This window comes from Tepidibacter sp. Z1-5 (genome assembly GCF_037844525.1).
Lineage (GTDB): Bacteria > Bacillota > Clostridia > Peptostreptococcales > Peptostreptococcaceae > Tepidibacter_A.
Genome location: NZ_JBBMMD010000005.1, coordinates 18,186 through 42,357, shown reverse-complemented (window position 1 = coordinate 42,357; position 24,172 = coordinate 18,186). Strand labels below are relative to the sequence as shown.

At 29.5% G+C, this 24,172-nt stretch carries 27 protein-coding genes and 1 other RNA gene; 3 read left to right on the top strand and 25 right to left on the bottom strand.

Annotation, left to right across the window (positions count from 1 at the left end):
• Positions 1 to 2: 2 nt before the first annotated feature.
• From WJW32_RS01495 to pseB, 14 genes are all read right to left on the bottom strand, one after another.
• Positions 3 to 1,073 (bottom strand): polysaccharide biosynthesis C-terminal domain-containing protein, encoded by a 1,071-nt coding sequence (locus tag WJW32_RS01495; RefSeq protein WP_340253952.1) that lies wholly within the window; start codon positions 1,071 to 1,073, stop codon positions 3 to 5.
• A gap of 205 nt (positions 1,074 to 1,278) precedes the next feature.
• Complete coding sequence (locus WJW32_RS01490; RefSeq protein ID WP_340253949.1) at positions 1,279 to 2,970, bottom strand: motility associated factor glycosyltransferase family protein; 1,692 nt, start codon at positions 2,968 to 2,970, stop codon at positions 1,279 to 1,281.
• A gap of 24 nt (positions 2,971 to 2,994) precedes the next feature.
• The gene (locus tag WJW32_RS01485; protein ID WP_340253946.1) at positions 2,995 to 3,219 is read right to left on the bottom strand and encodes a hypothetical protein; all 225 of its coding nucleotides are present in this window, start codon (positions 3,217 to 3,219) and stop codon (positions 2,995 to 2,997) included.
• A gap of 58 nt (positions 3,220 to 3,277) precedes the next feature.
• Positions 3,278 to 3,457: a hypothetical protein gene (locus tag WJW32_RS01480; RefSeq protein WP_340253943.1), complete on the bottom strand. Its 180-nt coding sequence runs from the start codon at positions 3,455 to 3,457 to the stop codon at positions 3,278 to 3,280.
• 9 nt (positions 3,458 to 3,466) lie between these two features.
• Positions 3,467 to 3,820 carry a hypothetical protein gene (locus WJW32_RS01475; protein ID WP_340253940.1) on the bottom strand — a complete coding sequence of 118 codons (354 nt, stop codon included), beginning with the start codon at positions 3,818 to 3,820 and terminating at the stop codon, positions 3,467 to 3,469.
• 51 nt (positions 3,821 to 3,871) lie between these two features.
• Positions 3,872 to 4,183, bottom strand: a complete 312-nt coding sequence (locus WJW32_RS01470; protein WP_340253937.1) for a hypothetical protein — start codon at positions 4,181 to 4,183, stop codon at positions 3,872 to 3,874.
• A gap of 93 nt (positions 4,184 to 4,276) precedes the next feature.
• Positions 4,277 to 4,585 (bottom strand): hypothetical protein, encoded by a 309-nt coding sequence (locus WJW32_RS01465; RefSeq protein WP_340253934.1) that lies wholly within the window; start codon positions 4,583 to 4,585, stop codon positions 4,277 to 4,279.
• 15 nt (positions 4,586 to 4,600) lie between these two features.
• Complete coding sequence (locus WJW32_RS01460; protein WP_340253931.1) at positions 4,601 to 4,909, bottom strand: hypothetical protein; 309 nt, start codon at positions 4,907 to 4,909, stop codon at positions 4,601 to 4,603.
• Entirely contained in the window at positions 4,906 to 5,916 is a 1,011-nt protein-coding gene (pseG, locus tag WJW32_RS01455; protein WP_340253928.1) for a UDP-2,4-diacetamido-2,4,6-trideoxy-beta-L-altropyranose hydrolase, read from the bottom strand. Before pseG ends, WJW32_RS01460 begins: the two co-directional genes overlap by 4 nt.
• Positions 5,917 to 5,919: 3 nt before the next feature.
• Positions 5,920 to 6,966, bottom strand: a complete 1,047-nt coding sequence (pseI, locus tag WJW32_RS01450) for a pseudaminic acid synthase (protein WP_340253925.1) — start codon at positions 6,964 to 6,966, stop codon at positions 5,920 to 5,922.
• A gap of 9 nt (positions 6,967 to 6,975) precedes the next feature.
• Positions 6,976 to 7,404, bottom strand: a complete 429-nt coding sequence (locus WJW32_RS01445; protein WP_340253922.1) for a GNAT family N-acetyltransferase — start codon at positions 7,402 to 7,404, stop codon at positions 6,976 to 6,978.
• A 10-nt stretch (positions 7,405 to 7,414) separates the two neighbouring features.
• Positions 7,415 to 8,149, bottom strand: coding sequence for a cytidylyltransferase domain-containing protein (locus tag WJW32_RS01440; protein WP_340253919.1), 735 nt, complete (start codon positions 8,147 to 8,149; stop codon positions 7,415 to 7,417).
• A gap of 4 nt (positions 8,150 to 8,153) precedes the next feature.
• Positions 8,154 to 9,344: a UDP-4-amino-4,6-dideoxy-N-acetyl-beta-L-altrosamine transaminase gene (gene pseC, locus WJW32_RS01435; RefSeq protein ID WP_340253916.1), complete on the bottom strand. Its 1,191-nt coding sequence runs from the start codon at positions 9,342 to 9,344 to the stop codon at positions 8,154 to 8,156.
• 77 nt (positions 9,345 to 9,421) lie between these two features.
• The gene (gene pseB, locus WJW32_RS01430; protein WP_340253913.1) at positions 9,422 to 10,426 is read right to left on the bottom strand and encodes a UDP-N-acetylglucosamine 4,6-dehydratase (inverting); all 1,005 of its coding nucleotides are present in this window, start codon (positions 10,424 to 10,426) and stop codon (positions 9,422 to 9,424) included.
• A gap of 219 nt (positions 10,427 to 10,645) precedes the next feature.
• Here pseB and WJW32_RS01425 point away from each other — a divergent pair, with 219 nt between their 5' ends.
• Positions 10,646 to 11,323, top strand: a complete 678-nt coding sequence (locus WJW32_RS01425) for a uracil-DNA glycosylase (protein ID WP_340253910.1) — start codon at positions 10,646 to 10,648, stop codon at positions 11,321 to 11,323.
• A gap of 47 nt (positions 11,324 to 11,370) precedes the next feature.
• Here the strand turns inward: WJW32_RS01425 and ssrS are convergent.
• Both ssrS and WJW32_RS01415 read right to left on the bottom strand, forming a co-directional pair.
• Positions 11,371 to 11,551, bottom strand: a non-coding RNA gene (ssrS, locus tag WJW32_RS01420) — 6S RNA.
• Positions 11,552 to 11,649: 98 nt separating this feature from the next.
• Positions 11,650 to 12,135: a hypothetical protein gene (locus WJW32_RS01415; protein WP_340253907.1), complete on the bottom strand. Its 486-nt coding sequence runs from the start codon at positions 12,133 to 12,135 to the stop codon at positions 11,650 to 11,652.
• A 122-nt stretch (positions 12,136 to 12,257) separates the two neighbouring features.
• On the opposite strand from WJW32_RS01415, the gene WJW32_RS01410 reads away from it, so the two are divergent.
• Complete coding sequence (locus WJW32_RS01410; RefSeq protein WP_340253904.1) at positions 12,258 to 12,497, top strand: hypothetical protein; 240 nt, start codon at positions 12,258 to 12,260, stop codon at positions 12,495 to 12,497.
• A 104-nt stretch (positions 12,498 to 12,601) separates the two neighbouring features.
• Here WJW32_RS01410 and WJW32_RS01405 read toward each other — a convergent pair whose 3' ends face one another.
• Genes WJW32_RS01405 through WJW32_RS01390 form a run of 4 tightly spaced genes read right to left on the bottom strand, consistent with a single transcriptional unit; the run spans position 12,602 to position 17,470 of the window.
• Positions 12,602 to 13,243 carry a cyclodeaminase/cyclohydrolase family protein gene (locus WJW32_RS01405; RefSeq protein ID WP_340253901.1) on the bottom strand — a complete coding sequence of 214 codons (642 nt, stop codon included), beginning with the start codon at positions 13,241 to 13,243 and terminating at the stop codon, positions 12,602 to 12,604.
• 16 nt (positions 13,244 to 13,259) lie between these two features.
• Positions 13,260 to 14,516: an imidazolonepropionase gene (gene hutI, locus WJW32_RS01400; RefSeq protein ID WP_340253898.1), complete on the bottom strand. Its 1,257-nt coding sequence runs from the start codon at positions 14,514 to 14,516 to the stop codon at positions 13,260 to 13,262.
• Between the two features lie 8 nt (positions 14,517 to 14,524).
• Positions 14,525 to 15,421, bottom strand: coding sequence for a glutamate formimidoyltransferase (gene ftcD, locus WJW32_RS01395; RefSeq protein ID WP_340253895.1), 897 nt, complete (start codon positions 15,419 to 15,421; stop codon positions 14,525 to 14,527).
• A gap of 24 nt (positions 15,422 to 15,445) precedes the next feature.
• The gene (locus WJW32_RS01390; protein WP_340253893.1) at positions 15,446 to 17,470 is read right to left on the bottom strand and encodes a urocanate hydratase; all 2,025 of its coding nucleotides are present in this window, start codon (positions 17,468 to 17,470) and stop codon (positions 15,446 to 15,448) included.
• Between the two features lie 159 nt (positions 17,471 to 17,629).
• Between WJW32_RS01390 and WJW32_RS01385 the strand changes: the two genes are divergently transcribed.
• Positions 17,630 to 18,931, top strand: a complete 1,302-nt coding sequence (locus WJW32_RS01385) for a UDP-glucose dehydrogenase family protein (protein ID WP_340253890.1) — start codon at positions 17,630 to 17,632, stop codon at positions 18,929 to 18,931.
• Between the two features lie 655 nt (positions 18,932 to 19,586).
• Here WJW32_RS01385 and WJW32_RS01380 read toward each other — a convergent pair.
• From WJW32_RS01380 to WJW32_RS01360, 5 genes are all read right to left on the bottom strand, one after another.
• Positions 19,587 to 20,744: a glycosyltransferase family 4 protein gene (locus WJW32_RS01380; RefSeq protein WP_340253887.1), complete on the bottom strand. Its 1,158-nt coding sequence runs from the start codon at positions 20,742 to 20,744 to the stop codon at positions 19,587 to 19,589.
• Between the two features lie 13 nt (positions 20,745 to 20,757).
• Positions 20,758 to 21,750, bottom strand: coding sequence for a CotS family spore coat protein (locus tag WJW32_RS01375; RefSeq protein ID WP_340253884.1), 993 nt, complete (start codon positions 21,748 to 21,750; stop codon positions 20,758 to 20,760).
• 14 nt (positions 21,751 to 21,764) lie between these two features.
• Positions 21,765 to 22,796 (bottom strand): CotS family spore coat protein, encoded by a 1,032-nt coding sequence (locus WJW32_RS01370; RefSeq protein WP_340253881.1) that lies wholly within the window; start codon positions 22,794 to 22,796, stop codon positions 21,765 to 21,767.
• 71 nt (positions 22,797 to 22,867) lie between these two features.
• Positions 22,868 to 23,107, bottom strand: a complete 240-nt coding sequence (locus tag WJW32_RS01365) for a hypothetical protein (protein WP_340253878.1) — start codon at positions 23,105 to 23,107, stop codon at positions 22,868 to 22,870.
• Positions 23,108 to 23,175: 68 nt separating this feature from the next.
• Positions 23,176 to 24,132, bottom strand: a complete 957-nt coding sequence (locus WJW32_RS01360; RefSeq protein WP_340253875.1) for an NAD-dependent epimerase/dehydratase family protein — start codon at positions 24,130 to 24,132, stop codon at positions 23,176 to 23,178.
• Positions 24,133 to 24,172: the final 40 nt, after the last annotated feature.

Sequence of the window (24,172 nt, the reverse complement as noted above, 5' to 3'; positions counted from 1 at the left end):
TTTCATGTCTCACAATAATAAGTATCTTTTTTTTTATAATCACATATTTGACTAGCCCAAATAAGCAGTATTAACTCATCATCTAATAAATTTTCTATACTATGAGTATAGCCTACAGGTATTTCTACTGCCTCAAATTTTTCATCAGATAAATAATACTCTATTATTTCATTTGTATTTATATTTTTAAATTTTATCAATGCGGATCCCTTTACAACACATATTTTCTCAGCCTTAGTGTTATGATAGTGATTCCATCTTATGCACCCTTGATTAGTAGTTGATACTGATATCTTACCAAACTGCTTTGATTTTATAAATTCACTGACTTTCCCGCAGTCATCCTTGTGCTCTTTTAATTCGTATGAAAAATATTTAGGTTTTAAAAAGCTTATATAAGTAGCATAAAGCTTTTTCATAAAGTCACTTTCCATATTCGGCATAATCAATGACTCTGCATTCTTTCTTATTTTATATATACTATCTACAAGTTCTTTTATAGTTATTCTATAGATTGGATTGACATTATAGTAAATATAATCACTTGATTCATATATATGCTTCAAAAACTTATCTACTACATCATCTATATAGACAAGCTCAAGCTCTCTATTTTTATTAGATATAGTTATGTGTAAATCTTTACTTATATTATTACAATATGTTGCAACAGGTGCATTGTAGTTAGGTTTACTCCATTTACCAAATACATTACCAAGCCTATATATATACACATTTGCCCCTGTTTTTTCTCTGTAATCAATAATAATATTTTCTGCTTTTTTATTACTTACACCATATTGATTGGATTGAATTGATGATATTATCAATATAGGTGTACTCTTATCTAGTTTTTTAAGAGTCTCAACTATATATTTAGTTAAATCCATATTACACTGTTTAAATTCTGCTATATGATATATAAAGTCAGCTTTTTCAACATATTCTTTTAGCTTATTTCCAGTATCATCCATTTCATATTTAAGTATATTTACTCCATCCATCCTACTAAGACCTTCTAATAGATTCTTACCTATAAACCCATTGTATCCAATTACTAAGATATTCTTCATAAAAACACCTCTTTAACCCTTTAGTTGTGTTTAAGTATCTATAATTTAATTTATGTAATTTTACATACATAAGTTACGAAATCTCCCCAATCTTAATCATTCATGTTTTTTGTATAGATTAAGTAAAATGACTAGAAACTTCTCTGTAAAACAATAAAAACATTGCCTGTTTTTTACTAAATTAAAATAGGCAATGTTTTTATACTTATCTCTCTATCATTTTATTCTTTATCTCTTCAAGCATTTTCTTCAATTCTTTAAAATATATTGAAAATACACTACATTGATAAACCAAATTTGATGATATTACACCATAATCCTTGGCACTGGTTCTAAAGTATTTTTCTTTTATTTCAAATAAAAACATATCTACATATCCGTTTATATATAGACTCCTTTTATCTTTTATAAATTCATCTATGGTATCTAATACTTCTTTAAACTTTACTCTAGCCTCTTCATCAGAAACTGGGTTTTGGATAAGATCATTACAAACATATACATTTTTTTCACACCTAGTTATATATTCATCCATATAATCTAGCAGTGATTTTTTTATAGCTATATAATCTATCTCAACAAGCATTTTTTTATCTAAACTATTTTTTTTCTGTTTATATTTACTGTCTTTAAGTACATCTTTTAGTTCTTTATGAACAGTATTCTCTATATGAGCACCATAAGATACATTGATAAAAGATTTATCCTCATATTCTGTATATGCCTTTATATAATATTCTAGATTTTTTTTATATATTTTTAATATACTATTGCTTTTTATGTCTTTCCCATATACATCTGTTAATACGATATCTTCGTTTTTCCCTGAAATATCATCTATGGGTAATCTAGCAATCTGAGCATGGTCTTTTTCATATGTGTATGCAAGATCTTGACCCACTAATATTATGGGGTTACATCCTAACAGTACCGCTATATCTACACTGCAGTGGGCAACAGAGCCACCCGAATAACAAATTGTCATATTTCTTAATGGTTCTATTGTGCTAAACAAACCTTGTGATGTATATATTTTATGTCCCTTATATTCCCTTACCAGTCTTTCATTTGATTTCTCATGGAACACGAGAGGAATATCTTCTTCTAGATAGTCACTAAGCATTTTATACGTTACTTCTTGTGGATCTATGGACATAACTAAGTCAGGTTTTATATTATTTTTTATTAGTGGACCTAGAGTTCTATTCCCTGCTATGATAAAAAATTTATCTAACTTATCTTTAAAACGAAGCAAATCCTTTATATTTTTATCTAAAGATGGTCCTGCTGAAACGACTATTGCTGGTATATTTTCATTTGAATTTATATAATAATCAAAAGGAGAGGATTTATTAATATGCTCTAAATTTGATAATATATTTTTTAAGTGTATTTCTTTAAAACAATAGGATGTATTTCTAAATGTAGCGGATTTATTATAATTGTAATCTAATATTTCTATAAATTTATCATACTCATCTTTATATACATGCTCATAATTTCCAAAGGAGCTCATATATATATTTACATAATTTCTAGTTGTTATGGATTGTGATAAAATTTCTTTTACTATTTCTTCTTCAAATGGCAGTAATTCTATATTTTTAAACTTAAAATTTTCTTTGTATTTTTCACAAATTTCTAGATTTGGTTCAAATATAAAAACTTTATTTAGGTCGCATATACTTTTTTGTAGTTCTTCTAAATATGTTCCTGTATCCAATCCAAATATGAATATAAGAGAATCAAATCTAAGGTCTGAAAAATTTTCAATAAGTTTATCTATATCTGATTGATAACTTTCTATATTCCCTAAATAATGTTCTTTATCATCTTTTTTTATTTCAAAGGTCTTATAATTATCTTTCGTTTCATGTATTATTATATTATTTTTCATATATAATCTATCCCTTTATAAAAATTAGTTTATTGGACTATATACATTAAATTCATATATACTGAAAGAATTGACTTTTAGCAGAAATCCATATGCTCCAAATTCATCTGTAAAAGTATATCCTAATGTAATTCTTTCACTATTTTTTGCATTCACCTGTATTACTTCGATTGCCGCACCAATAGATTTAGAGCCGTCTGGATTATAGATCACTCCACTTATTAAGATTTCATTTTTATTTTGAATCACCATGCTTACACAATATGTTTTACCCTTTTTTAAACATCTTCCTGGTATGGTCAGTGTATTACTTTTTATTGTTCTTATCATTTTCTTTTTTTGATACCACTATATCTATCACTATATTGTCTTTATTTTTTACATCTTTTGCTCTTATTATCTTATCCGAATCATTTCCATCTATTTTCATAGATTGAATATTTACCTTCTTGTATTTTTTATCTTCTATAATTTTAATATCGTCCATAATATCCTCCTATAACAATTTAATTTCATTATATTCTATTTCATTTAATTTACTATCATATATGATCAACTTATAATATGAATATATATCCTCTATGGTTAAACAAAACTCACCGTTATGGCCACTTATAACATATCCTATATACTCATATCTACGCTTACAAGGATTACACTTTTGTAAAATAATGATTGCATCTTCTATAGGCTTCCCATCCCATGAACACACACAACCTCTTATTAAAGTAGTACGATTATTTGTTTCCCTATTTTTATAATAAGTAGTATGATTATTTGTTTCCCTATTTTTATAATAAGTAGTACGATTATTTGTTTCCTTATTTTTATAATAAGTAGTATAAGTCATTATAATCCCTCTATATGGATAGGGCTAATAAAATTAGCCCTATTTGTTTTATTAGTCTCCTGGTGTATAAGCTTCAAATGTATATGCTTTATCTCCTGTAAGTGTTGGTAGTGATACACCGTATTCTCCTAATGTATCAGTGAATACTGTGCCTAATTCTGCCTCAGTTGCTCCCGTTGCAGATGCTCTTCTGATTACCTGAATTGCTGCATTGGTCATAGCAGAATTTGAAGCATTTCTTACTGTACCCATAAACAAGGATCTATTCCAGTCTAATAAGCTAGCCGAAGCAGCGTTTGTTCTTTCCCCATTATTCATGTCAGATGCCTTAACAGCTACCGTTTTAGGTCTATATGTTGCCATTGATTATCGCTCTCCTTATTTTTATTATTAGGACCTAGGCCTTTTCCTTTGGTCCTAATATACTATATGCCCAGGCTTATAAATTTGTTAACTTTACTCTTTCAATGGTTCATAAACCGCTATGATATAGTCTACACACTCAACACTTTTTATAAATATAATAAAAACACCATTTAAATCTGTTTTTGTATAGCCTAAATAGTCCATAGTACTGCCATATCCTGCCATATTTTTGATATATACCATTACAGCTGCGTATGCTATTGGTTTTCTATTCTCATCTGTTACTTTTCCTATTATTACAGCAGATTCTGGCTTTTCAAAACATATTTTTTTGTATATTACTTTATTTTGTCTAAGCTCTTGTGGCGTAAGAATAATTTCTTTTTTTAGCATAACCATCACCAATTCTCTTATTTAAGGCACTGGGGTGTATATATTTAATTTATAGCTATAAAGTACACTGCTTATTACAGATACTGCATATTTCCCTTCTTCATCGGTAAATACAACCCCTAAAACTTCAACTTTATTTGGATTTACACTGTTGTCTATCAATACCACTTCTACAGCAGCATTTTCAATATATTCACCTTCTGGATTTTTTACAATTCCAACGATTAATGTTCTATCGAAATAGGAAAACTTCATACAAATCTCTACTCTTCTATGATTGTATATCTGTTTTCCTGATATTACCTTTTTTGTAGGTTTATATGTCCTCATTCTTCATCACCCTTATAGATCTCTTTTATTATGTTTTCAATTCCATTTTTGTTGATTAAGGCTTTTGAAGCATAACTTATCCTGTTTCTCTTATCATAACTTTTTATCATTTCATCTACTGCATTGATTATACAATCTTTATCTATATGACTATACCACCCTAAGTTTTTTGCTATTTTAGTATTTTCAAATTCCTCAGCTATTCTTATTTGATTCTGTGCTTGAATCGTTAAAATAGTAGGAATTCCTATGGATCCTAGCTCATAAGCTGTGCATCCTGCACTAGATATAGCTATGTCATTTTTTAACATTACATCCTTCATATTTTGAGGATCTATTATTAGATTTATATTTTTATAATCCTGTGATACTTTCTTTATCTCTAGTATATTTTTAAATCCACTTCCTATTACTACATTTATATTTATATTTTTATAGTCTTTTATACTATTAATAACCTTAGTGGTAAAATTATTTACATCACTTCCTCCCATGGTTATTAATATATTTTTTACATTTTTTTTTACGATATAGTTATTTTGCTCCCTAAATTCTTTTCTCAAAATGCAGTATTTAAGTCCTAAAAGATATTTTGCTATCTGGTTTTTATATTTTAGTTGATGTGCGTAAATATTATAATTTATTACCATATCACTAGGATAATTATATAAATTATTGTCATCTATAGATATCAAGTATTTTGACATATTTTTGACCTCTTTTAAATAGGATTCATCTAACAAATAAGAATCCGTTATGATGATATCTAATTTGTATTTATATATGCACACTTTCATCTCTTGCAGCTCACTCTTCAAATTATCACTATGCAAAATCTCATACGCTACATTATTCTTATTAAAATAATTTATTACTGAAGTATCTTGCTTACTTATAAATATACAGTTTATATCTTGTTCTTTAAATCTTTCATATAGAGCCATACACCTCATAATATGGCCCATTCCTATATTTTTTCCACCATCTGCTCTTATTCCTATATTCATATCTTATCTAATCACATCCCATGTTAAAGGCGTTCCCTTTTTCAGATCTATTTTTGCTTTTTTCCCTATGACCATTTCATAATATTTTGGCTGTATTCCATAAGATGGTCTTATTATTCTTATATTTTCTTGTGTTAAGACTTCTCCTTTTTTTATATTTTCTACTACAAATATAGACCTTCTAAATTGTAGATTTTTCTCTTCTCTTTCAGACAATATATAATTTACTTTTCCCAGTGATTTTTTTGCAGCTTTAATATCTTTGACCATTCTTTTAAATTCTTCGTAATTCATAGAGAATGCAGAATCTGGGGTTTGTATATCTCTACTTATACAGAAGTGTTTTTCTATTATCCTAGCACCTAATGCTACTGCACATATGGCACTTACACTGCCTATTGTGTGATCCGATAATCCTACTATCGTATTAAATTTTCTTTTTAGATGCACTATAGTTTGTAAATTCATATCATCCTCTATCGCTGGGTATGAACTTGAACATTTCAAAAGACATATCTGTTCATTATTTATACTTTTTATTACATCTACCGCTTCTTTTATTTCTAAAAAACTTGCATTTCCAGTAGACATTATAATTGGTTTTTTTTTCGATGCAATATACTTTATAAGAGGTATATCCGTTACCTCAAAGGATGCTATCTTATAAAAATTCACTCCTATTTCTTCTAAAAAATCTACGGCAGTTTTATCAAATGGAGTTGATAAAAAATCTATGCCAATCTTATCACATTCATATTTTAATGCTTCTTGCCATTCCCAAGGAGTATATGCGTCTTTATATAAGTTGTATAAAGTATTATTTTCCCAAATACCATCTTTTATTTTAAAATATTCATTATCACAATCTATTGTCATGGTATCAGGTGTATACGTTTGAAGTTTTATGCAATCAGCACCAGCATCTTTTGCAGCTTTTATTATGTCTACAGCCGTATTAAAATTTTTATTATGATTTGCAGACATTTCAGCGATTATATACACATCATGATGATCTCCTATTAATCTATTTCCTATATTTATTTCATTCATAAATTTACCTCAACTAATGAATTTTATATATTCTTCATATTCAAATTCTCTGTAGTTTGCATTTCTAAATGCACATATGGATGAACTATTTTCTTTTTTTACTTTCCCTATCAATGTAATATTTTTTATATCATTTTTTATTATTTTCAAAGCCACAGACCCTATCTTTTGTCCTCTATAGTCCTTATCTATACTATAGTTTATTATCCCTATATTTTCATTTATATCTATTCTAAGCTGTCCAACACTTTTATTTTCCTTCATAATTATATAAAATATAGTGTTCTCATCTTTTAGTTTGTTAAGAAACCAGTTTTTATGGCTATTTATGTCTATAGCCGACGTATTAAATGAGTTTTTTCTTACCGTTTCATCATTTGCCCATTTATACAAAATCATCATATCATTTGAATCTGCAGGTCTAAGATATATAGACATATTATCACCATCATTTTATATTTTTTTGCTTAATATCTTTATTTATATTTACTATATCTTGATTTCCTTTCAAAAAATCTATTATTTCTTTCATACTAAAAAACTTATTATTTTCATAAAGATTCTCATATACACATTGTATGAACATATAATCTTCTTTTGTATCTAGTGTCAATCTATATTTTGAGTAATCTACATCATTTTTGTATACATATATTTTTTTATTATTTTCATACATATATGGAGTTACGTGTTCTTTTTCATAGTCTTTTGTTGTTTTTAGATGTGCTTCTTCTAGCATTTTAAATGAAAATATTTCCACATCTAATCCTCTTGGATAAGTTCTTTGAGAAAGATCATTTGGAGCGTTAGTTACTAATTCATAGTCATTTTCAATATAAAATCTTATAATATCATCTATTATATTTGGATCGATTAAAGGACAGTCTGCTGTTATTCGAATTATTGGATCTAAATTATAGTATTTTGCTGCTTCATAATATCTACTGAGTACATTTTCTTCACTTCCTCTAAAGTATTTTACTTTTAAATTATTTAGCTCATTGATTATGGTATCATCTTTTTTTAGTTTCGTTGTAGCCACTATAATATCATCTATATACTTACATTTTTTCACTCTGTCTATTACATGATTTAACACGGTTTTTTTGTTTATTTTCATCAATACCTTTCCCCTAAGCCTAGTTGACCCCATTCTAGCTTGTATGATTACACCTGTTTTCATAAAACTAATTCCTATAATATCCTAAAACTTTATTCACTGCTTCTATTACATCAAATATATCCTGATCTATCATAGAGTAATGTAGGGGTAATGTTATAATGGATTCATATAGACTTTCAGCATGAGGACAGATTCCTTTTTCATATCGTAAATTTTTATAAAAAGGATGATAGTATACTGGTATATAGTGCAGATTTACTCCTATGTTTTCAGCTTTTAGTGCATTGAATATCTCATTTCTAGTTGCACTAAATTTATCTAGCTCAAGTCTTATAATATATAAATGATTACACGTGTCACTAAAGCTTTCTTCTTTTTGAAGAATAACACCATCTATTTTAGATAATTCGCAGTTATATATTTTCACTATTTCCTTTCTTCTTTTTATAAATTTATCTATTTTGTCTAATTGGCTTATTCCAAGGGCACATTGTATATCTGTAATTCTATAGTTATAGCCAATCTCTAACTGTTCGTAATACCACGATCCTTCTTCCTTGTTTCCTAACCATTCTTTATTTCTAGTAATACCATGGCTCCTAAATAGAAGTAATTTTTCATAAAAATCCTTGTCATTGGTAGTGATCCCTCCACCTTCTCCTGTTGTGATGGTTTTTACAGGATGAAAGCTAAAGGTAGTCATATGAGACAAACTGCCTACCATCTTCCCTTTATATTTGCTTCCTATGGAATGGGCTGCATCTTCTATTACCTTTAAATTGTATTGATCTGCTATACACATAATGCTATCCATATCTACAGCCTGCCCTGTAAAATCCACAGGGATTATTGCCTTTGTTTTTTTTGTTATTTTAGACTCTATAAGGTTAATATCTATATTGTAATTTTCTTTATTTATATCTACAAATACAGGTTTTAATCCACAATATAATATGCAATTGCTAGATGCAGCAAAAGTCATTGGGGTTGTAATAACCTCATCCCCTTTCTCTAAATTAAGTGCCATTACAGCCAGATGAAGTGCTGCCGTTCCATTTTGAACAGCAACTGCATACTTACTTCCTACATAATTTTTAAGCTTTTCTTCAAATTCTAATACCTTAGGTCCTGTGGTTAAATAATCACTGTTTAATACCTCTACAACTGCTTTTATATCATCTTCCTCTATACATTGCTTTCCATAGGGAAGATAACTTTTTCTAACAGGGCTCCCTCCATTTATAGCTAAAGTCATATCTTCTCCTCTTCTCAAATTAAATTTCAAACAAGCTAAACCAAAAATGCTATACATCAAGTTTTGCACTTGTATATCTATAAACCTAATGCCTTTAACAATTTTCTTAAATCCTCTACACCTAGCCAATCTGTATTGTTTCCTGAATTGTATTCAAATCCCTCTTTTATGTGTTTTCCTCCTGGTGTATAAAATTTTTCAAAGTTCCACCAATCAAAATGAGGATATATGATATAGTGCTTTTCATATTCATAGGTATTTCTAGAGTCATCCTTCGTTATCATCACCTCATGTAGCTTTTCTCCTTCTCTTATTCCAACATATTTTATCTCACAATCTTCTTTTATAGCTTTTGCTACGTCTGTTATTTTAAAAGATGGAATTTTGGATATATAGGTTTCCCCACCCTTACTTTCTAAAAGGGCTTTTAAAACCAAATCTACCCCTTCCTGTAAAGTGATAAAAAACCTTGTCATCCTTTTATCTGTTATGGGTAGTTCTTTTATATTCTTTTCTATTAAAGATTTAAAAAATGGAATGACAGACCCTCTACTTCCAGCTACATTCCCATATCTTACAATACTGAATTTTGTTTCTTTATTTGCTGCATATGCATTGGCTGATATAAATAGCTTATCGGATACCAGCTTTGTACCACCATATAAATTTATAGGGTTCACAGCCTTATCTGTTGATAAAGCTACTACTTTCTTCACATTTTTATCAATAGCTGCATCTATAATATTTTGTGCTCCATATATGTTGGTTTTAATTGCTTCAAATGGATTGTATTCGCATGCGGGTACTTGTTTCATTGCTGCTGCATGTATTACATAGTCAATATTATCAAAGGCTCTGTATAATCTTTGCTTATCTCGTACATCTCCTATAAAAAATCTCACCTTATTCATTTTATCTCCGTACTTTATCGAAAGCTCTTTTTTTAAAAGATCTTGCTTATATTCGTCTCTAGAATAAATTACTATTTTTTTTATATTATATTTTTCTAATAAATTTATAGTAAGGCTTTTCCCAAAGGAACCAGTTCCTCCGGTGATTAAGATGGTCTTATTATCCAGCATATAGGTCCTCCTTAAATGTATATTCTTTCTATATTCTATGATATGCTTAAATTAAGCTATTGTTCTATTGGATTTCATTATTGGAAATCCTATAGATTGAAAAAGGGATTATTCTAGCATTCAATATTTTTTGCACCGAAACGTGTTTTTTGTATAGATTAGCTCTATAGGAAGAATAATATGCATATCTTTATGATATAATCTAATGAGGTGATTTATATGCAAATATTGGAAAATGATTGGCAAGATTTATTAAAAGACGAGTTTAAAAAAGATTATTATTTAAAACTTAAAAGTTTTCTAGCAAATGAATATAAAACAGAAACTATATATCCAGATATGTCCGATATATTTAATGCCTTACACTATACTCAGTATAAAGATGTAAAAGTAGTTATACTAGGTCAAGATCCATATCATGGCCCTGATCAAGCGCACGGTTTGAGCTTTTCCGTAAAGCCAAATATAGCTATTCCACCTTCACTTAAAAACATATACAAGGAGCTTAATAGTGATTTAGGTTGTTATATTCCTAATAATGGTTACTTAAAGAAATGGGCAGACCAAGGAATTATGCTTCTCAATACAGTGCTTACAGTTAAAGCTGGACAAGCAAACTCTCACAAAAACATTGGATGGGAACATTTTACTGATAAGATAATTAGTTTATTAAACGATAGAGAAGATTCTATTGTTTTCATACTTTGGGGAAGAAATGCTCAATCAAAACTTAAAATAATAAAAAATCCAAAACACTTTATAATAAAAGCTGTTCATCCAAGCCCATTATCTGCGCATAGAGGTTTTTTTGGAAGTGAACCTTTTTCTAAGGCTAACGAATTTCTAATTTCAATAGGGAAAGATCCTATAGACTGGCAAATTGAAAATATACTATAATTTAAAATTGATTTTCTGCATTAAAAAAGAGGCTCATAAATGAACCTCTTTAATCCATTGTGCCGTCTGCCTATTAAATTCATACCCGAGCTTCACCCAGGTGGGTGTTCTGTAGTCTGTTTCTAACTTCCTCTTTCGATCAAGGCTTGTTATCCACCGATAAACACGAACTCCCGTATACTTCATGTAGGCTGAAATTATAAGCTATAACGTACACCTCAGAAATTCTCAAACAATATCTTGTTCTTGATATTATTATATACTAATCTCTATATTTTTAAAAGTATTTTTGTATTCCAAATTCTGATTTTTTTTATAAATTTTATCTACTCTTCATCTGAACTTATCAAATTCTGTAGAAAGTTCATATTTTTTATATCTCCCATGGCATCAGACTGTATAAGCTCTTTGAACAACTCTATCTTTTTTTTCATATCCATAATTTTTGTTATACTTTCTTTTTTATTTTCTGGAAAAACTTCTATAATTTCTTTTATCATCATATTTCTTCTATCTTTATTATCCATGCTTCTGAAAAAGTCGCCTTCTTCTATTTCTCTAACTTCGTTTACTCCGCTTAATTTTTTTATACCTCTTATTAAATCTAGCATACTCTCCGCCTTGTTTACTATGAGCTTTTCATCTGATTTCATATATTTTTTGCTTCTCATTAGCATTTCTATTCCTCTCTCTAATCCTTTTTCATTTAATTCTCCTACTCTGAAATTTCCCAAAATATCTTTTTCACTATTTAAAAGTTTGTCTCCATTAAGCGCAAGTACTGCCATAGCGATTATCATCTTATTATCCAATATAATTCCCCTCCTATACTAATAAATAGTACTCTTCACTTTATATACTATGTATATTAGTTAAAATATGTTACTGATTTGTACTCAATTTGCATATATTATTTATAAAGGGGGGATTGAATATGAAAATAGATGAAAAAAAACTTAAAGATGCTAACTTAGATAAGGAAAAACTAAAGAACATGAAGGAAAAGGTAAAAAAAGATTATCAAGGAAAAAGCGAAGATGAGCTTATGGATGAATTGAAAAAGATTTCAAAGAAAATAGATAATAAAGATAAAATTTTAAAAAAATTAAAACCTTTCTTAAATAAAAAACAACAAGAAAAATTAGATAAAATATCCAAAGAATTAAATAAATAACTTACTTTATTATATATTCCGAATTTATCAAATTATTTATATCAATAAAGTTATTAAAAAAAGATGTGCCTTTAATTGGCACATCTTTTCCTTTCAACAACTCTTTAAAGTAGTTTTTCATGTATTCTTTTTAGTACACAGTCCTTTATTTCACAACCTCTTGTCATCATATCTTCACATTCAGATCTTTTCTTTTGTACAAATTCAACATCATCAAGTCCACATAAGTTAACCTTTACATTTAGTATTGCACCTTCAAGACCTGTGTATAAAAGAAGATTTCCAACACCTAAATCAGTTATAGCATTTTGGTTTCCATAATCAACAAAATACTCCATAAGTTCAAGTGCATCTAGTGAGTTTTTAGCTGTTTCAAAAGGAACATCTATAGACTTTATAGTAGCATCTTGTATAGCTTTTTTTCTTATACTCTTTTGTTCATCCGTTTCCTTTGGAAGCTTAAATGCCTTCATAACTTCATTAAAAGATTCTGTATCCTTATCTACAAGTTCTAAAAGATTATCTCTTATTGAGCCTAGTTTTTCAAATTTTTCTTTAAACTCTTTTTTAATATCCTCATCTAAAGCCTCAAATTTTTTCTTTCCAAAGCTTAGATTTCCCATCATTCTTCCAAGACTTATTCCTATATTAGAAGCAAGAGCTGATACAGATCCTCCACCAGGAGCCGGAGAATTAGAATCTACTTCATTAGAAAAATCAACAACCTTCATATCTATAAGCTTCAATGTACTACCCCCTTTATTAATACACAATCTTCTTATTATCTACAACTAATTTTCCTTCTTTATATACACTATGAGTATGATTGATTCCAAAATGGTACATTATATAATCTACATTAGGAGCATCAAATACAACTAAATCAGCCTTTTTGCCTACCTCTATTGATCCAACTTCATCTGCTTTATCAACTGAATAAGCTGCATTTATAGTTACTGCAGTTAATACTTCATTTGGAGTCATTTTAAGTGCTAAAGATCCTAATTGCATTATAAGTTGTATATTTTCAGTTGGACAACTTCCTGGATTATAATCAGTAGATAAAGCAACTGGTACTCCATGTTCTATCATTTTTCTAGCCTCTGCATAATTCTTCATAAGACTAAATGATGTTCCAGGAAGAATATTTGCAATAACTTTATTTTTGGCCATTAGTTCCATTCCTTCTTCACTAGCTGCCATTAGGTGATCTGCAGATATAGCTCCTATCTCTGCTGCAAGTTCTGCTCCTCCTATTGATACTATCTCATCTGCGTGAAGCTTAACCTTATAACCATATTCTTTAGCTTTATTTAATATTTTTCTAGTTTGTTCTACCGAGAAAACTCCTTCTTCACAGAATACATCACAAAACTTAGCTAAATCTTTTACCTTTGGAAGCATATCTATTATTATATCTACAAATTCATCTGGATTTTCCTTGTACTTTTTAGGTACTGCATGAGCTCCTAAGAATGTAGATACTATATCTACAGGATGATTTTCATTTAATTTTTTGTTTACTTCAAGCTGTTTCTTTTCTGTATCAAGCTCAAGTCCGTATCCACTCTTTGATTCAACTGTAGTTACACCATATCCAAGCATTATATCAAGGCTCTTTTTAGCTTTATTATATAATTGATCTAATGAAGCTTCTTTAGTAGATTTAACTGTACTAAGTATTCCTCCACCCTGTTTTAATATATCTATATATGGAACTCCACTTATTTTTAAGCTAAATTCATTTTCACGTGATCCTCCATGAACTAAATGTGTATGAGGGTCTATAAGTCCTGGCGTTACAGTAAGTCCTTTAGCATCATGTACATCAGTGTTTTCTCCTATTAATCCATCTATTATATGACCTTGTCCTATGTATGATATTTTTCCATCCTTTATAGCTATATATGCATTTTCAAGTATCTCAATATCATTCATTTCTTCTTTTATACGAGGTCTATTCGCACCTCTCATAGTAGCCAAGTGTCCTATATTTTTTATAATTAAATCAGCTCTCATATCATCACCTACTCCATAAGTCCAGTTTCTAATATCTTATCCATATCAAAGTTTTCAAGTCCTAGATAATAAGCCGCAGTATCAGCTAGTGCCTCCATAGGAACTAATCCTACAACTTCACTTCCCATAACATTTACACCATATCTTTTAGCTTCCATTCTAACTGTTTCAAATACCCTATACATACTTGTTTTAGTGTAATCTGTTAAGTTCATAGTAACCTGAACTATATTTCTTTCTGGTATTTCAACAGGTCCTGCCTTACAGAATCTAAATCCTCCATTTGAGTGTCTTATGCATCTTGCTATTTTATTAGCTATTTCTATATTTGTAGTATCAAGATTTATATTGTATGCTATAAGTGGCATTCTAGCTCCAACAGCAGTAATTCCAGCAGTTGGATGTATCTTATTCTCACCAAAATCCGGATGCCAATTAGGATCTTGTAATTTTTCACTCATTCCCTCAAATTGACCTTTTCTAACTGTTGCTAAATTCTCTCTTTCAGGTTTACTAGCCGCTTTTTCATATAAAAATACTGGTACATTATGTTTTTCCCAAACATCTTTTGCACAAGATTTTGCAAGCTCAACTGCCTCATCCATACTCATTTCCTTTATAGGAATGAATGGAACTACATCAGTTGCTCCCATTCTAGAATGCTGTCCTTCATGCTTAGTCATATCTATTAACCCTTCTGCTACACCTATAGATTCTACTACTGCATTTTTTACAGCCTCAGGTTCTCCAATTACAGTAACAACTACTCTATTATAATCTTTATCAGCTTCATAATTTAAAAGCTTAACGCCTTTTTTTCCTCTAAGGGGATTTACTATTTTCTCTATCTTATCTAAATCTCTACCTTCACTAAAGTTTGGAACACATTGAACTATTTTAGCCATAATTTTCTCCTCCTAATATTCAAATTATTCAAATTTAGTATCAACTAAATTTCTTACAAGCTCATCACTAGCTATATAAGGAAGTGTTATATGATCTGTACCCTTATTATTTTGGTTGTATTCAATACTTGTAGTTATAGAATTTTGGTTTCTTGCCCACGATCTTCTTGCAACTCCACCCATAACGTCCCAAGGCATAGCCGCATTTAATATATCATCTACTCTCTTGCTTCCATCAAGTACCATTCCAAATCCACCATTTATAGATTTGCCAATACCAACTCCACCACCATTATGTAGTGCTATAAGGCTCATACCTCTTGCGGCATTTCCTGCAAAACAATGAGTTGCCATATCAGCCATTATATTACTTCCATCTTTTATATTAGAGGTCTCTCTAAATGGAGAATCTGTTCCAGATACATCATGGTGATCTCTTCCAAGCATTACAGGTCCTATATCACCATTTCTAACCATTTCATTGAATTTAAGAGCTATTCTAGTTCTTCCCATAGCATCTTGATATAATATTCTTGCCTGTGTTCCAACTACTAGCTTGTTCTTATGTGCATCCTTAATCCACATATAGTTATCCCTATCTTGATATCTTCTATCTGGATCTATACAATCCATAGCCGCTTTATCAGTTTTTAATAAATCTTCTTCTTTACCACTTAAGCAAACCCATCTAAATGGTCCATATCCAAAGTCAAATAATTGAGGTCCTAATATATCCTCTACGTATGAAGGGAATATGAATCCATCTTTTTCATCTACTCCATTTTTAGATATTTCAACAGCTCCTGCATCATATATTGCCTTCATAAAGCTGTTTCCATAATCGAAGAAGTATGTTCCGTTTTCATGCAACTTTTTAATAAGTTCAAAATGATGCTTTAAAGTAACATCTACAAGTTCTATAAATTTAGCTTTGTCTTTATCTAAAAGTTCAGTTCTTTCTTCAAATGTAAGACCTTGAGGACAATATCCTCCATCGTATACAGCATGGCATGATGTTTGGTCAGAAAGTAAATCTATTTTCACATCATTATCAACTGCATACTCTAAAAGATCCACTATATTTCCATGATAAGCAATTGCACACTTTTCATTTTTATTCATATATTCCTTAGCTACATCAAAAGCTTCTTTAGCTGTATTTGTAACCTTACTTACCCAACCTTGTTCATATCTAGTTTTAATTCTTGAATAATCAACCTCAGCTATAATACCTACTCCATTGGCGATTTCTACAGCCTTACCTTGTGCTCCACTCATTCCACCAAGACCTGACGTTACGAACAATTTTCCTCTTAAATCACTTTTTTCATCAAGTCCTAGTATTAATCGTCCAGCGTTTAATAAAGTAGAGTATGTACCATGAACTATACCTTGAGGTCCAATGTACATCCATCCCCCTGCTGTCATTTGTCCATAATTAGCAACACCTAATGCCATTGCTCTGTGCCAATTTTGCTGATCATCAAACATACCAATCATAAGAGCATTAGTAATTATAACTCTTGGAGCTTTAGGATTTGATCTAAAAAGACCTACAGGATGCCCAGATTGAATAACAAGAGTTTGATCAACCGTAAGTTCTTCAAGATACTTCATTATAAGTTTATACTGCATCCAGTTTTGACAAACTTGTCCTGTTTCTCCATAAGTAACGAGTTCATAAGGATATAAAGCTATATCAAAATCTAAATTATTATCTATCATTACCTGAAAAGCTTTACCTTCAATACACTTTCCCTTATATTCTTCTATTGATTTAGCCTTTATATTTCCACTTGGTCTAAATCTATATCCATATATTCTTCCCCTAGTTAAAAGCTCATCTAAAAATTCAGGAGCTAATTTTTCATGTAATTTTTCTGGTATATAACGAAGTGCATTTTTTAGAGCAAGCTCAGTTTCTGCTTTATTTAAAGTAAATTCTCTTTTCGGTGCCCTTCTTATATTAGGCATAAATTCAGGCATTTCATAAATTACATCATCAAGTTTTATCGTCATTCCATTAGAAATATCAATATTAGATATCATAAAAAACTCCCCCTTATAATTTTTTACACTTCTAATCTTCAAATTAAATTATATGGATTTATCGTCTATAAAACGTCTAATTTAGCACATCAACTATAATTTTCCATATAATATTATAGTACTAGCCAAAACTAAATTCCGACCAAGAAGGTGATTTAAATGAACATTTGTGTAATAGGAGCTGGTTACGTAGGACTTATAACCTCTTTAGCATTTGCTAAAATGGGAAACAACGTAACCTGTGTTGAAAAAAATATAAAAAAAATTGATAGTCTGAATAATGGTATTCCAACTATATACGAAGAAGGTTTAAACGATTTATTAATTGATTGTCTAGAAAAAAAAGCTATAAGCTTTACAAGTGAGTTAGATGCTAGTGTAAAAAAATCCGATATTGTATTCATAGCTGTTGGAACTCCTTCTCTTGATAATGGGGAAGTCGATATGAATCAAGTATATGAATCTATAAATGAAATATCTAAATGCATAAATAGATACAAAATAATAGTAAACAAAAGTACAGTTCCCGTTGGTAGTCAGAAGTATGTAAAAGATATATTAATTAAAAATGGTGTCCCTTGCGACAAGTTTGATGTAGTATCTAATCCCGAGTTTTTAAGAGAAGGAAAAGCTTTATACGACGTTTTTTATGGAGATAAAATAGTTATAGGATATGAATCTCAAAAGTCTAGAAATATAATGAATTTATTATACAAGCCATTTAATATTCCGATTATCTTTACATCTCCTGAAACTGCAGAGCTGATAAAATACACCTCAAATGCATTTTTATCCACTAAGATATCATTTATAAACGAGATTGCTAATTTGTGCAACAAGGTAGGTGCTGATATAGATACAGTAGCTCTAGCACTAGGTCTTGATAAAAGAATATCCCCAGAATTTCTAAAACCTGGAATAGGATATGGAGGCTCTTGTTTTCCAAAAGATACTATGGGACTTATTTCAATAGGTGAAAAATATGACTGTCCATTTGAAATAGTAAAAAGCGCCGTGAGTGTAAACAATAAGCAAAGGGTTATCCCAGTTGATATATTGCTGAGTGAATACGCAGATATAAGAGATAAGACAATAACACTTTTAGGCCTTACATTCAAAAGTGGAACAGATGATATAAGAGAGTCCCCATCTTTATATATAATAGAAGAGCTTTTAAAAAGAGGTGCAAAAATAAATGCATACGACCCTATGGTATCAGATGAAATAAAAGAAATATATCCAGATATAAACTATTTTAATAGTATGAATGGATCTATATTAGAATCAGAATGTATTATTATATGTACAGACTGGGAAGAATTCAGAGATATAGATTTAGATTTTGTTAAGGATAATGTGAAAGAAGCTTTTATAATAGATGGAAGAAATATGTTGAGCTTAGATGAAGCTAAGAAAAGAAATATAAAGTATTACTCAATAGGGAAAGGATATACAAATTAAATTTTCAAGCAATATTTACAAAACATAATTTGATGAGTATATTAGTTCCTTAGCCAAAATAAAGCTTATTGAAATAACGCTATTTAGTCAATATTTTTATAAAACTAATAGATTGTACTTTATAAAATATACTAAAACTTCTTAAACTCCCTTACGGTCAAACAAAGAAGTTTTTTAACGTATATTTTAACAGAACAATCTAAGTTTCATTGAAAAATATTAACAAAAAAATAGCTAACATTTTAATAAGCTTTATTTTTAATTATCTAGTAAATTGCATGATTTTCAGTTTATGCATAACAATAATAAAAAAAGTCTTGCTTTGAAGATTTTAAATGTAAACTTTTTTGAAATACCAACTAATTTTGAGCAACAGAGTAGTTAGAACTCATTGTCAGCATAAGACATGCGATAGCAGTTGGTAAATAAAAAAAATATGCTTATTAAAATGTTAGCGAATGATTTAAATATTTTTGAATAAAACTTAATTACGTCGTTTGAATATCCATTAAGAAAGTTCGTTGTCTGAGCATAGCGAGTTTAGAACTTTTAGGATATTCAATAAGGCGTAATTCTTAGTTTTATCAAAAAATTTAACACATAAGCGATATTTTAATAAGCATATTTTTGAGCATAACCTAAAATGAAGAAACTATTATTTATTATATTTCTTAGCAACACCATCAAATAGCTTAAGTAATCTATTAGCGATTACATCCCAATTATGATGTTCCTCAACAAATTTTCTTCCAGCCTTCCCCATCTCAATACCCTTTTCTTCATTTTTTATTAAATATTTTATATACTTACTAAACTCATCTGGGTTTGTGTAATCGTCAATTGCAAATCCATTTACTCCTTGATTTATTACCTCTGCATTTCCACCTCTGTTAGTAGTTATTATAGGAAGGGCACTTGCCATGGCTTCATAATGTACCCTAGCAAGAGGTTCTTGCCATTGAGATGTACATACGAATAAATCACCCATATTGTAATACTTAGGTATTTCATCAGGAGTTAAAAATCCTGTGAAATCTATATTATCCTTAAGCTCTTGAGCCGCAATCTGAAGTTTTTTTACATAATCATCAGTAGCATTATTTCCATACCATTTGCTACCAACAAATATAAGCTTAGCATCTGGATACTTCTCTAGCACACTCTTCATAGCCTCAATTAAAATATGAGGACCTTTTTTCTTAGACAATCTTCCAACATATATAATAACCTTTGAATTTTCCTTTATCCCATATTTTTTTCTCATATCGATTCTATCTTTTAAAACATCTTCACTCCAAAATGGCTTTATAAGGTCTAAGTCCACCGCAGAATAAACCGCATTCATCTTTCCCTTAGCATTTGGATATAGAGTCTCAACTCCATTAGCTATAAATTCACTTACAGTACATATAAACTCAACTCTATCTATGCACTCTTTGCCCCTTTTAGAATCTATTTTTTTAGGTAAAAACATTTCATTATGAAGACTCAAACTAAAAGGTGTATTAGGCAAATCATTACTAAGTAAACGAATCCACTTAGGTCTATTAAATACATGAACAAGATCAAATTCATCTGTAAGATTATCTTTTATATTGTTTACATACTCAGCTTTTGTTCTTCCTTCAACTCTTATATGAGTTACATTATCAACTTCTTCCCTATCTGGTAAATTGCTATTACTCACGCTAAATACCGTTATATCGTGGTACTTTGATAAAATAGGAAGTAAATTAGTTATATATATTTGAATAGCTCCACTAAGTATAGGTGGCACTGGTAGCTTTTCCGTACATATAAATGCAATTTTCATAAATATCTCCTTCCTAGAACAAGTCTTTTAATAAGTTCACCTTGCTAAGCTCTAACTTTGCTATCGATTCTATTTTATTTGCACTAACACTCTTATTCTTTTTATACAAGTTCTTAACATCTCCAAAAAACCAATGTGGATATAATAAATCTATCTTTAATAATTCTAACATCTCGGGAGATAATTTATTGTACTTTTCATAATAGGATAAAGTAGTTTTTATTATATTTTCTTTCCATACTCCGCCCTTTTGCATCTTCTTACCTATTATTTTTCTAAGATCTCTTATAACCAAATCATATGTTACACCATCAAGATCTATAACATATGGACCATCGTTTGAGTAGATAACATTTCCAACACCATAATCCTGATGGCATAAACTGAATTTATGAAGTTCATTATTACAAATATCAAAATAAAATGATTTTTCAAGCATACCTATACTAATATCAGCAATATCTATTATAGAATCTATATTATCAAAATACGCTTTATGAGATTTATTATTTAAATTATTAGATGCCTCATCCTTCCACTTTAGCATTCTCTTTTTCATAGATTCATACTGATTTTTCCATTCTCCTATTTTTGATGATACTTTAGCTTCCTCAGGAGGTATATAACCTATAGAATCTATATGAAACTTAGCAAGAGCCTCCATTGCTATTTTAAAATCCTCTGCCTTTCCAAAATGTAAATCCTTTGATTCTATCCATTCATACACTACAAACAACTGCTCATTATATTCTGTTAAAGGCTGATCTTCTTTGTTTAAATATATACCCGGAACATGTCCTCCTTTGTTTTGGATATATACTTGTGCATTTACCGAAAATAAAGCTCTCTCTTTGCTGTGTCTAAGTCTTTTAAGGCACGCGGTTTTTCCATTATACTCAAATTTCCAAATAGTTTTAAGTCCACTATTTTGAATTATCTTAAACTCATCTACTTCCATCCCATAATTTAGTAAAACATCCTTAGCTAGTTGATTTAGAATCGACATACACATTCCTCCCCTTACATTGGAATAATATCTTCAAAATTATTTATTATAGGTTCTACAGATTTTTCAATAGATATCATTTCCTTTAATCTCTTGACGTATTTTTGCTCTGTCCAAGTCTTTTCTCTTCGCTCATAATACTTGCTCATTATTCCTACGAATAAATGAGGATATGTCAATGTAGGCTTTAAAACATCCCATTGATAATCTTTCAAAGGATTTTCTTCATTGTACCATCTCAATATATTCTTTGTTAGTTCATACTCCCATCCATCATTTTTTCTCTTCATTATCTTATTTAATATCTTTCTAATATCTCTAAGAGGTATATCAATAGTCAAAGAATCAGTATCCAGTATATACAACCTTCCAGAATCTTCTAATACGCAATTGCCAGCTGTAAAATCTTGATGACAAAGTCCTCCGCTTTCCTCAACATCGTTTACCCAATCACTATAAGATTGACCCTTAAATCCTTCTATAGAGCTTTTTATTCTCTTATAAAAATGAGGATATTCCTTAAGTATAATCTTTCCAAACTCAGAATGCTCCTCTTTATTAACCTCCATATCATAATATTTCTCTAGTTTGTTCATCTCTTTTTCATACTTTTCTATCCAAAGTCCAAGATGAGTTCTAACCTTGTAATTTCCCGTTGCCTTAAATCCTCTAGATGCCTTATGAAATCTTGCAAGCTCATGTATTATTCTTCTAACATTTTCATCACTTGAATAATTGAGAGTAGATCCATTAATCGCTTCACTTAATACAAAGCAAACATCATTCTTTATAACATAATCATCTCCTGCCCTAGTCTTCATTATCTTAGGTATATAAACCCCATTACTATTTAAATGATTAACTGCATCTATAATAAAATCTAGTGTTTTATATGAAAAAGACTGCTTTTTAAGTATCTTATAACCTTTATCAGTATTAATCCACCAGACACCTTTTTTACCTTTATAAGACTCCAATTTGATACCTTTAACATCAATATCATATTCTTTTAAAACCCCAGTTATATCTTCACCTTTACTAACCATATAACTTCCTCCTATTAGAAAATTAACTTAATATACAATAATAGGGGGATTTCTCCCCCTATATTTCTTTATTAAAATTCTTCTTCTTCTTCTTCAAATTCCTCTTGGTTTGCCCAACTTACTTTAACAGAATAAGATCCATCCACTTCATTATTCTCATACTTTATCTTATATACTAATTCTTTATCATCAGGAAGTTTTACTCTTTCGCCTTCTATTTCAAGAACTTCCTTCATTAATTTTGAATAATTACTTTTTAAAAATACATATAAATCTTCTTTACTTCCAACATATTTTTCTTGATATTTCATTTTATAATTCCCCCTATTAATAAAGTTTTATTAAGCTTTTAACTTAACATCTCTATATTATATTAAGTTTATCTAATTACGTGACTGAAATTCATATAATTTTTAATATATTTTATTTGTTCGTATATACCTTTTTCTAGATTAAATTTACATTCATATCCTAAATACCTCTTAATTCTACTTATATCAGAGTACGTATCCTTAACATCCCCTTTTTCAGAATCCAAATAATTTATATTAGCTTTTTTACCTGTAATATCTTCTATTATTTTTACTACATCTATAAGTTTTATTGGACTTTGACTTCCAACATTGAATATATCTGATTTAATATCTGAATACGCAGCTTTTATATTAGCATCCACTATATCATCTACATATGTGAAGTCCCTTCCCTGATTACCATCTCCATATATATATATTTGCTTATCATCTAATATATTTCTTATAAATGTACTTATAGCCATCTCCGGTCTTTGTCTTGGCCCATAAACTGTGAAATATCTAAGAGATATAACAGATAGTCCATAGTTTTTGCTATAAAGATCACATAAATTTTCTGCTGCAAGCTTAGTAACTCCATACGGAGAATATGGCTTTGTTATTTGTGATTCTTTCATAGGCATAGTATCTGTATTTCCGTATACTGACGATGATGAAGCATATACTATCTTCTTTATATTAAAGTTTTTAGATGCTTCCAAAAGCTTTTGCGTTGCAGATATATTATTATATATATACTCTTCAAAATCATATCCCCAACTTCCCCTCACTCCCGGCTGCCCCGCCTGATGAAATACATAATCTACATCTAAATATTTTTTTAAATCACAGGTTACTAAATTTTCACTTATCAAAGTGAATTTGTCATTTAAAATTAAATTTTTTAAATTGTATTCTTTTATATCTTTAGAATAATAATCCGTGAAAGAATCTATACCTATAACCTCAAGCCCTTCATCTAATAATCTTTCACTTAAAGTAGACCCTATAAAACCTGCACATCCTGTTACAAGAGCTTTCAAAATATCAACCCCCTCAAATTAAACATTTAGTATACTTATA

Coding starts and splice junctions, on each gene's coding strand:
- WJW32_RS01385 (WP_340253890.1), top strand. CDS start 17,630: ATGAACATTTGTGTAATAGGAGCTGGTTACGTAGGACTTATAACCTCT.
- WJW32_RS01470 (WP_340253937.1), bottom strand. CDS start 4,183: ATGGCAACATATAGACCTAAAACGGTAGCTGTTAAGGCATCTGACATG.
- pseC (WP_340253916.1), bottom strand. CDS start 9,344: ATGACTTTAGCTATAAATGGAGGGAGCCCTGTTAGAAAAAGTTATCTT.
- WJW32_RS01445 (WP_340253922.1), bottom strand. CDS start 7,404: ATGTCTATATATCTTAGACCTGCAGATTCAAATGATATGATGATTTTG.
- WJW32_RS01425 (WP_340253910.1), top strand. CDS start 10,646: ATGCAAATATTGGAAAATGATTGGCAAGATTTATTAAAAGACGAGTTT.
- WJW32_RS01410 (WP_340253904.1), top strand. CDS start 12,258: ATGAAAATAGATGAAAAAAAACTTAAAGATGCTAACTTAGATAAGGAA.
- ftcD (WP_340253895.1), bottom strand. CDS start 15,421: ATGGCTAAAATAGTTCAATGTGTTCCAAACTTTAGTGAAGGTAGAGAT.
- hutI (WP_340253898.1), bottom strand. CDS start 14,516: ATGAGAGCTGATTTAATTATAAAAAATATAGGACACTTGGCTACTATG.
- WJW32_RS01365 (WP_340253878.1), bottom strand. CDS start 23,107: ATGAAATATCAAGAAAAATATGTTGGAAGTAAAGAAGATTTATATGTA.
- WJW32_RS01380 (WP_340253887.1), bottom strand. CDS start 20,744: ATGAAAATTGCATTTATATGTACGGAAAAGCTACCAGTGCCACCTATA.
- pseB (WP_340253913.1), bottom strand. CDS start 10,426: ATGCTGGATAATAAGACCATCTTAATCACCGGAGGAACTGGTTCCTTT.
- WJW32_RS01440 (WP_340253919.1), bottom strand. CDS start 8,149: ATGAAAACAGGTGTAATCATACAAGCTAGAATGGGGTCAACTAGGCTT.
- pseG (WP_340253928.1), bottom strand. CDS start 5,916: ATGAATATAGGAATAAGAGCAGATGGTGGAAAAAATATAGGAATGGGC.
- WJW32_RS01370 (WP_340253881.1), bottom strand. CDS start 22,796: ATGGTTAGTAAAGGTGAAGATATAACTGGGGTTTTAAAAGAATATGAT.
- WJW32_RS01490 (WP_340253949.1), bottom strand. CDS start 2,970: ATGAAAAATAATATAATAATACATGAAACGAAAGATAATTATAAGACC.
- pseI (WP_340253925.1), bottom strand. CDS start 6,966: ATGAATGAAATAAATATAGGAAATAGATTAATAGGAGATCATCATGAT.
- WJW32_RS01465 (WP_340253934.1), bottom strand. CDS start 4,585: ATGGTTATGCTAAAAAAAGAAATTATTCTTACGCCACAAGAGCTTAGA.
- WJW32_RS01475 (WP_340253940.1), bottom strand. CDS start 3,820: ATGACTTATACTACTTATTATAAAAATAAGGAAACAAATAATCGTACT.
- WJW32_RS01495 (WP_340253952.1), bottom strand. CDS start 1,073: ATGAAGAATATCTTAGTAATTGGATACAATGGGTTTATAGGTAAGAAT.
- WJW32_RS01390 (WP_340253893.1), bottom strand. CDS start 17,470: ATGATATCTAATATTGATATTTCTAATGGAATGACGATAAAACTTGAT.
- WJW32_RS01480 (WP_340253943.1), bottom strand. CDS start 3,457: ATGGACGATATTAAAATTATAGAAGATAAAAAATACAAGAAGGTAAAT.
- WJW32_RS01460 (WP_340253931.1), bottom strand. CDS start 4,909: ATGAGGACATATAAACCTACAAAAAAGGTAATATCAGGAAAACAGATA.
- WJW32_RS01375 (WP_340253884.1), bottom strand. CDS start 21,750: ATGTCGATTCTAAATCAACTAGCTAAGGATGTTTTACTAAATTATGGG.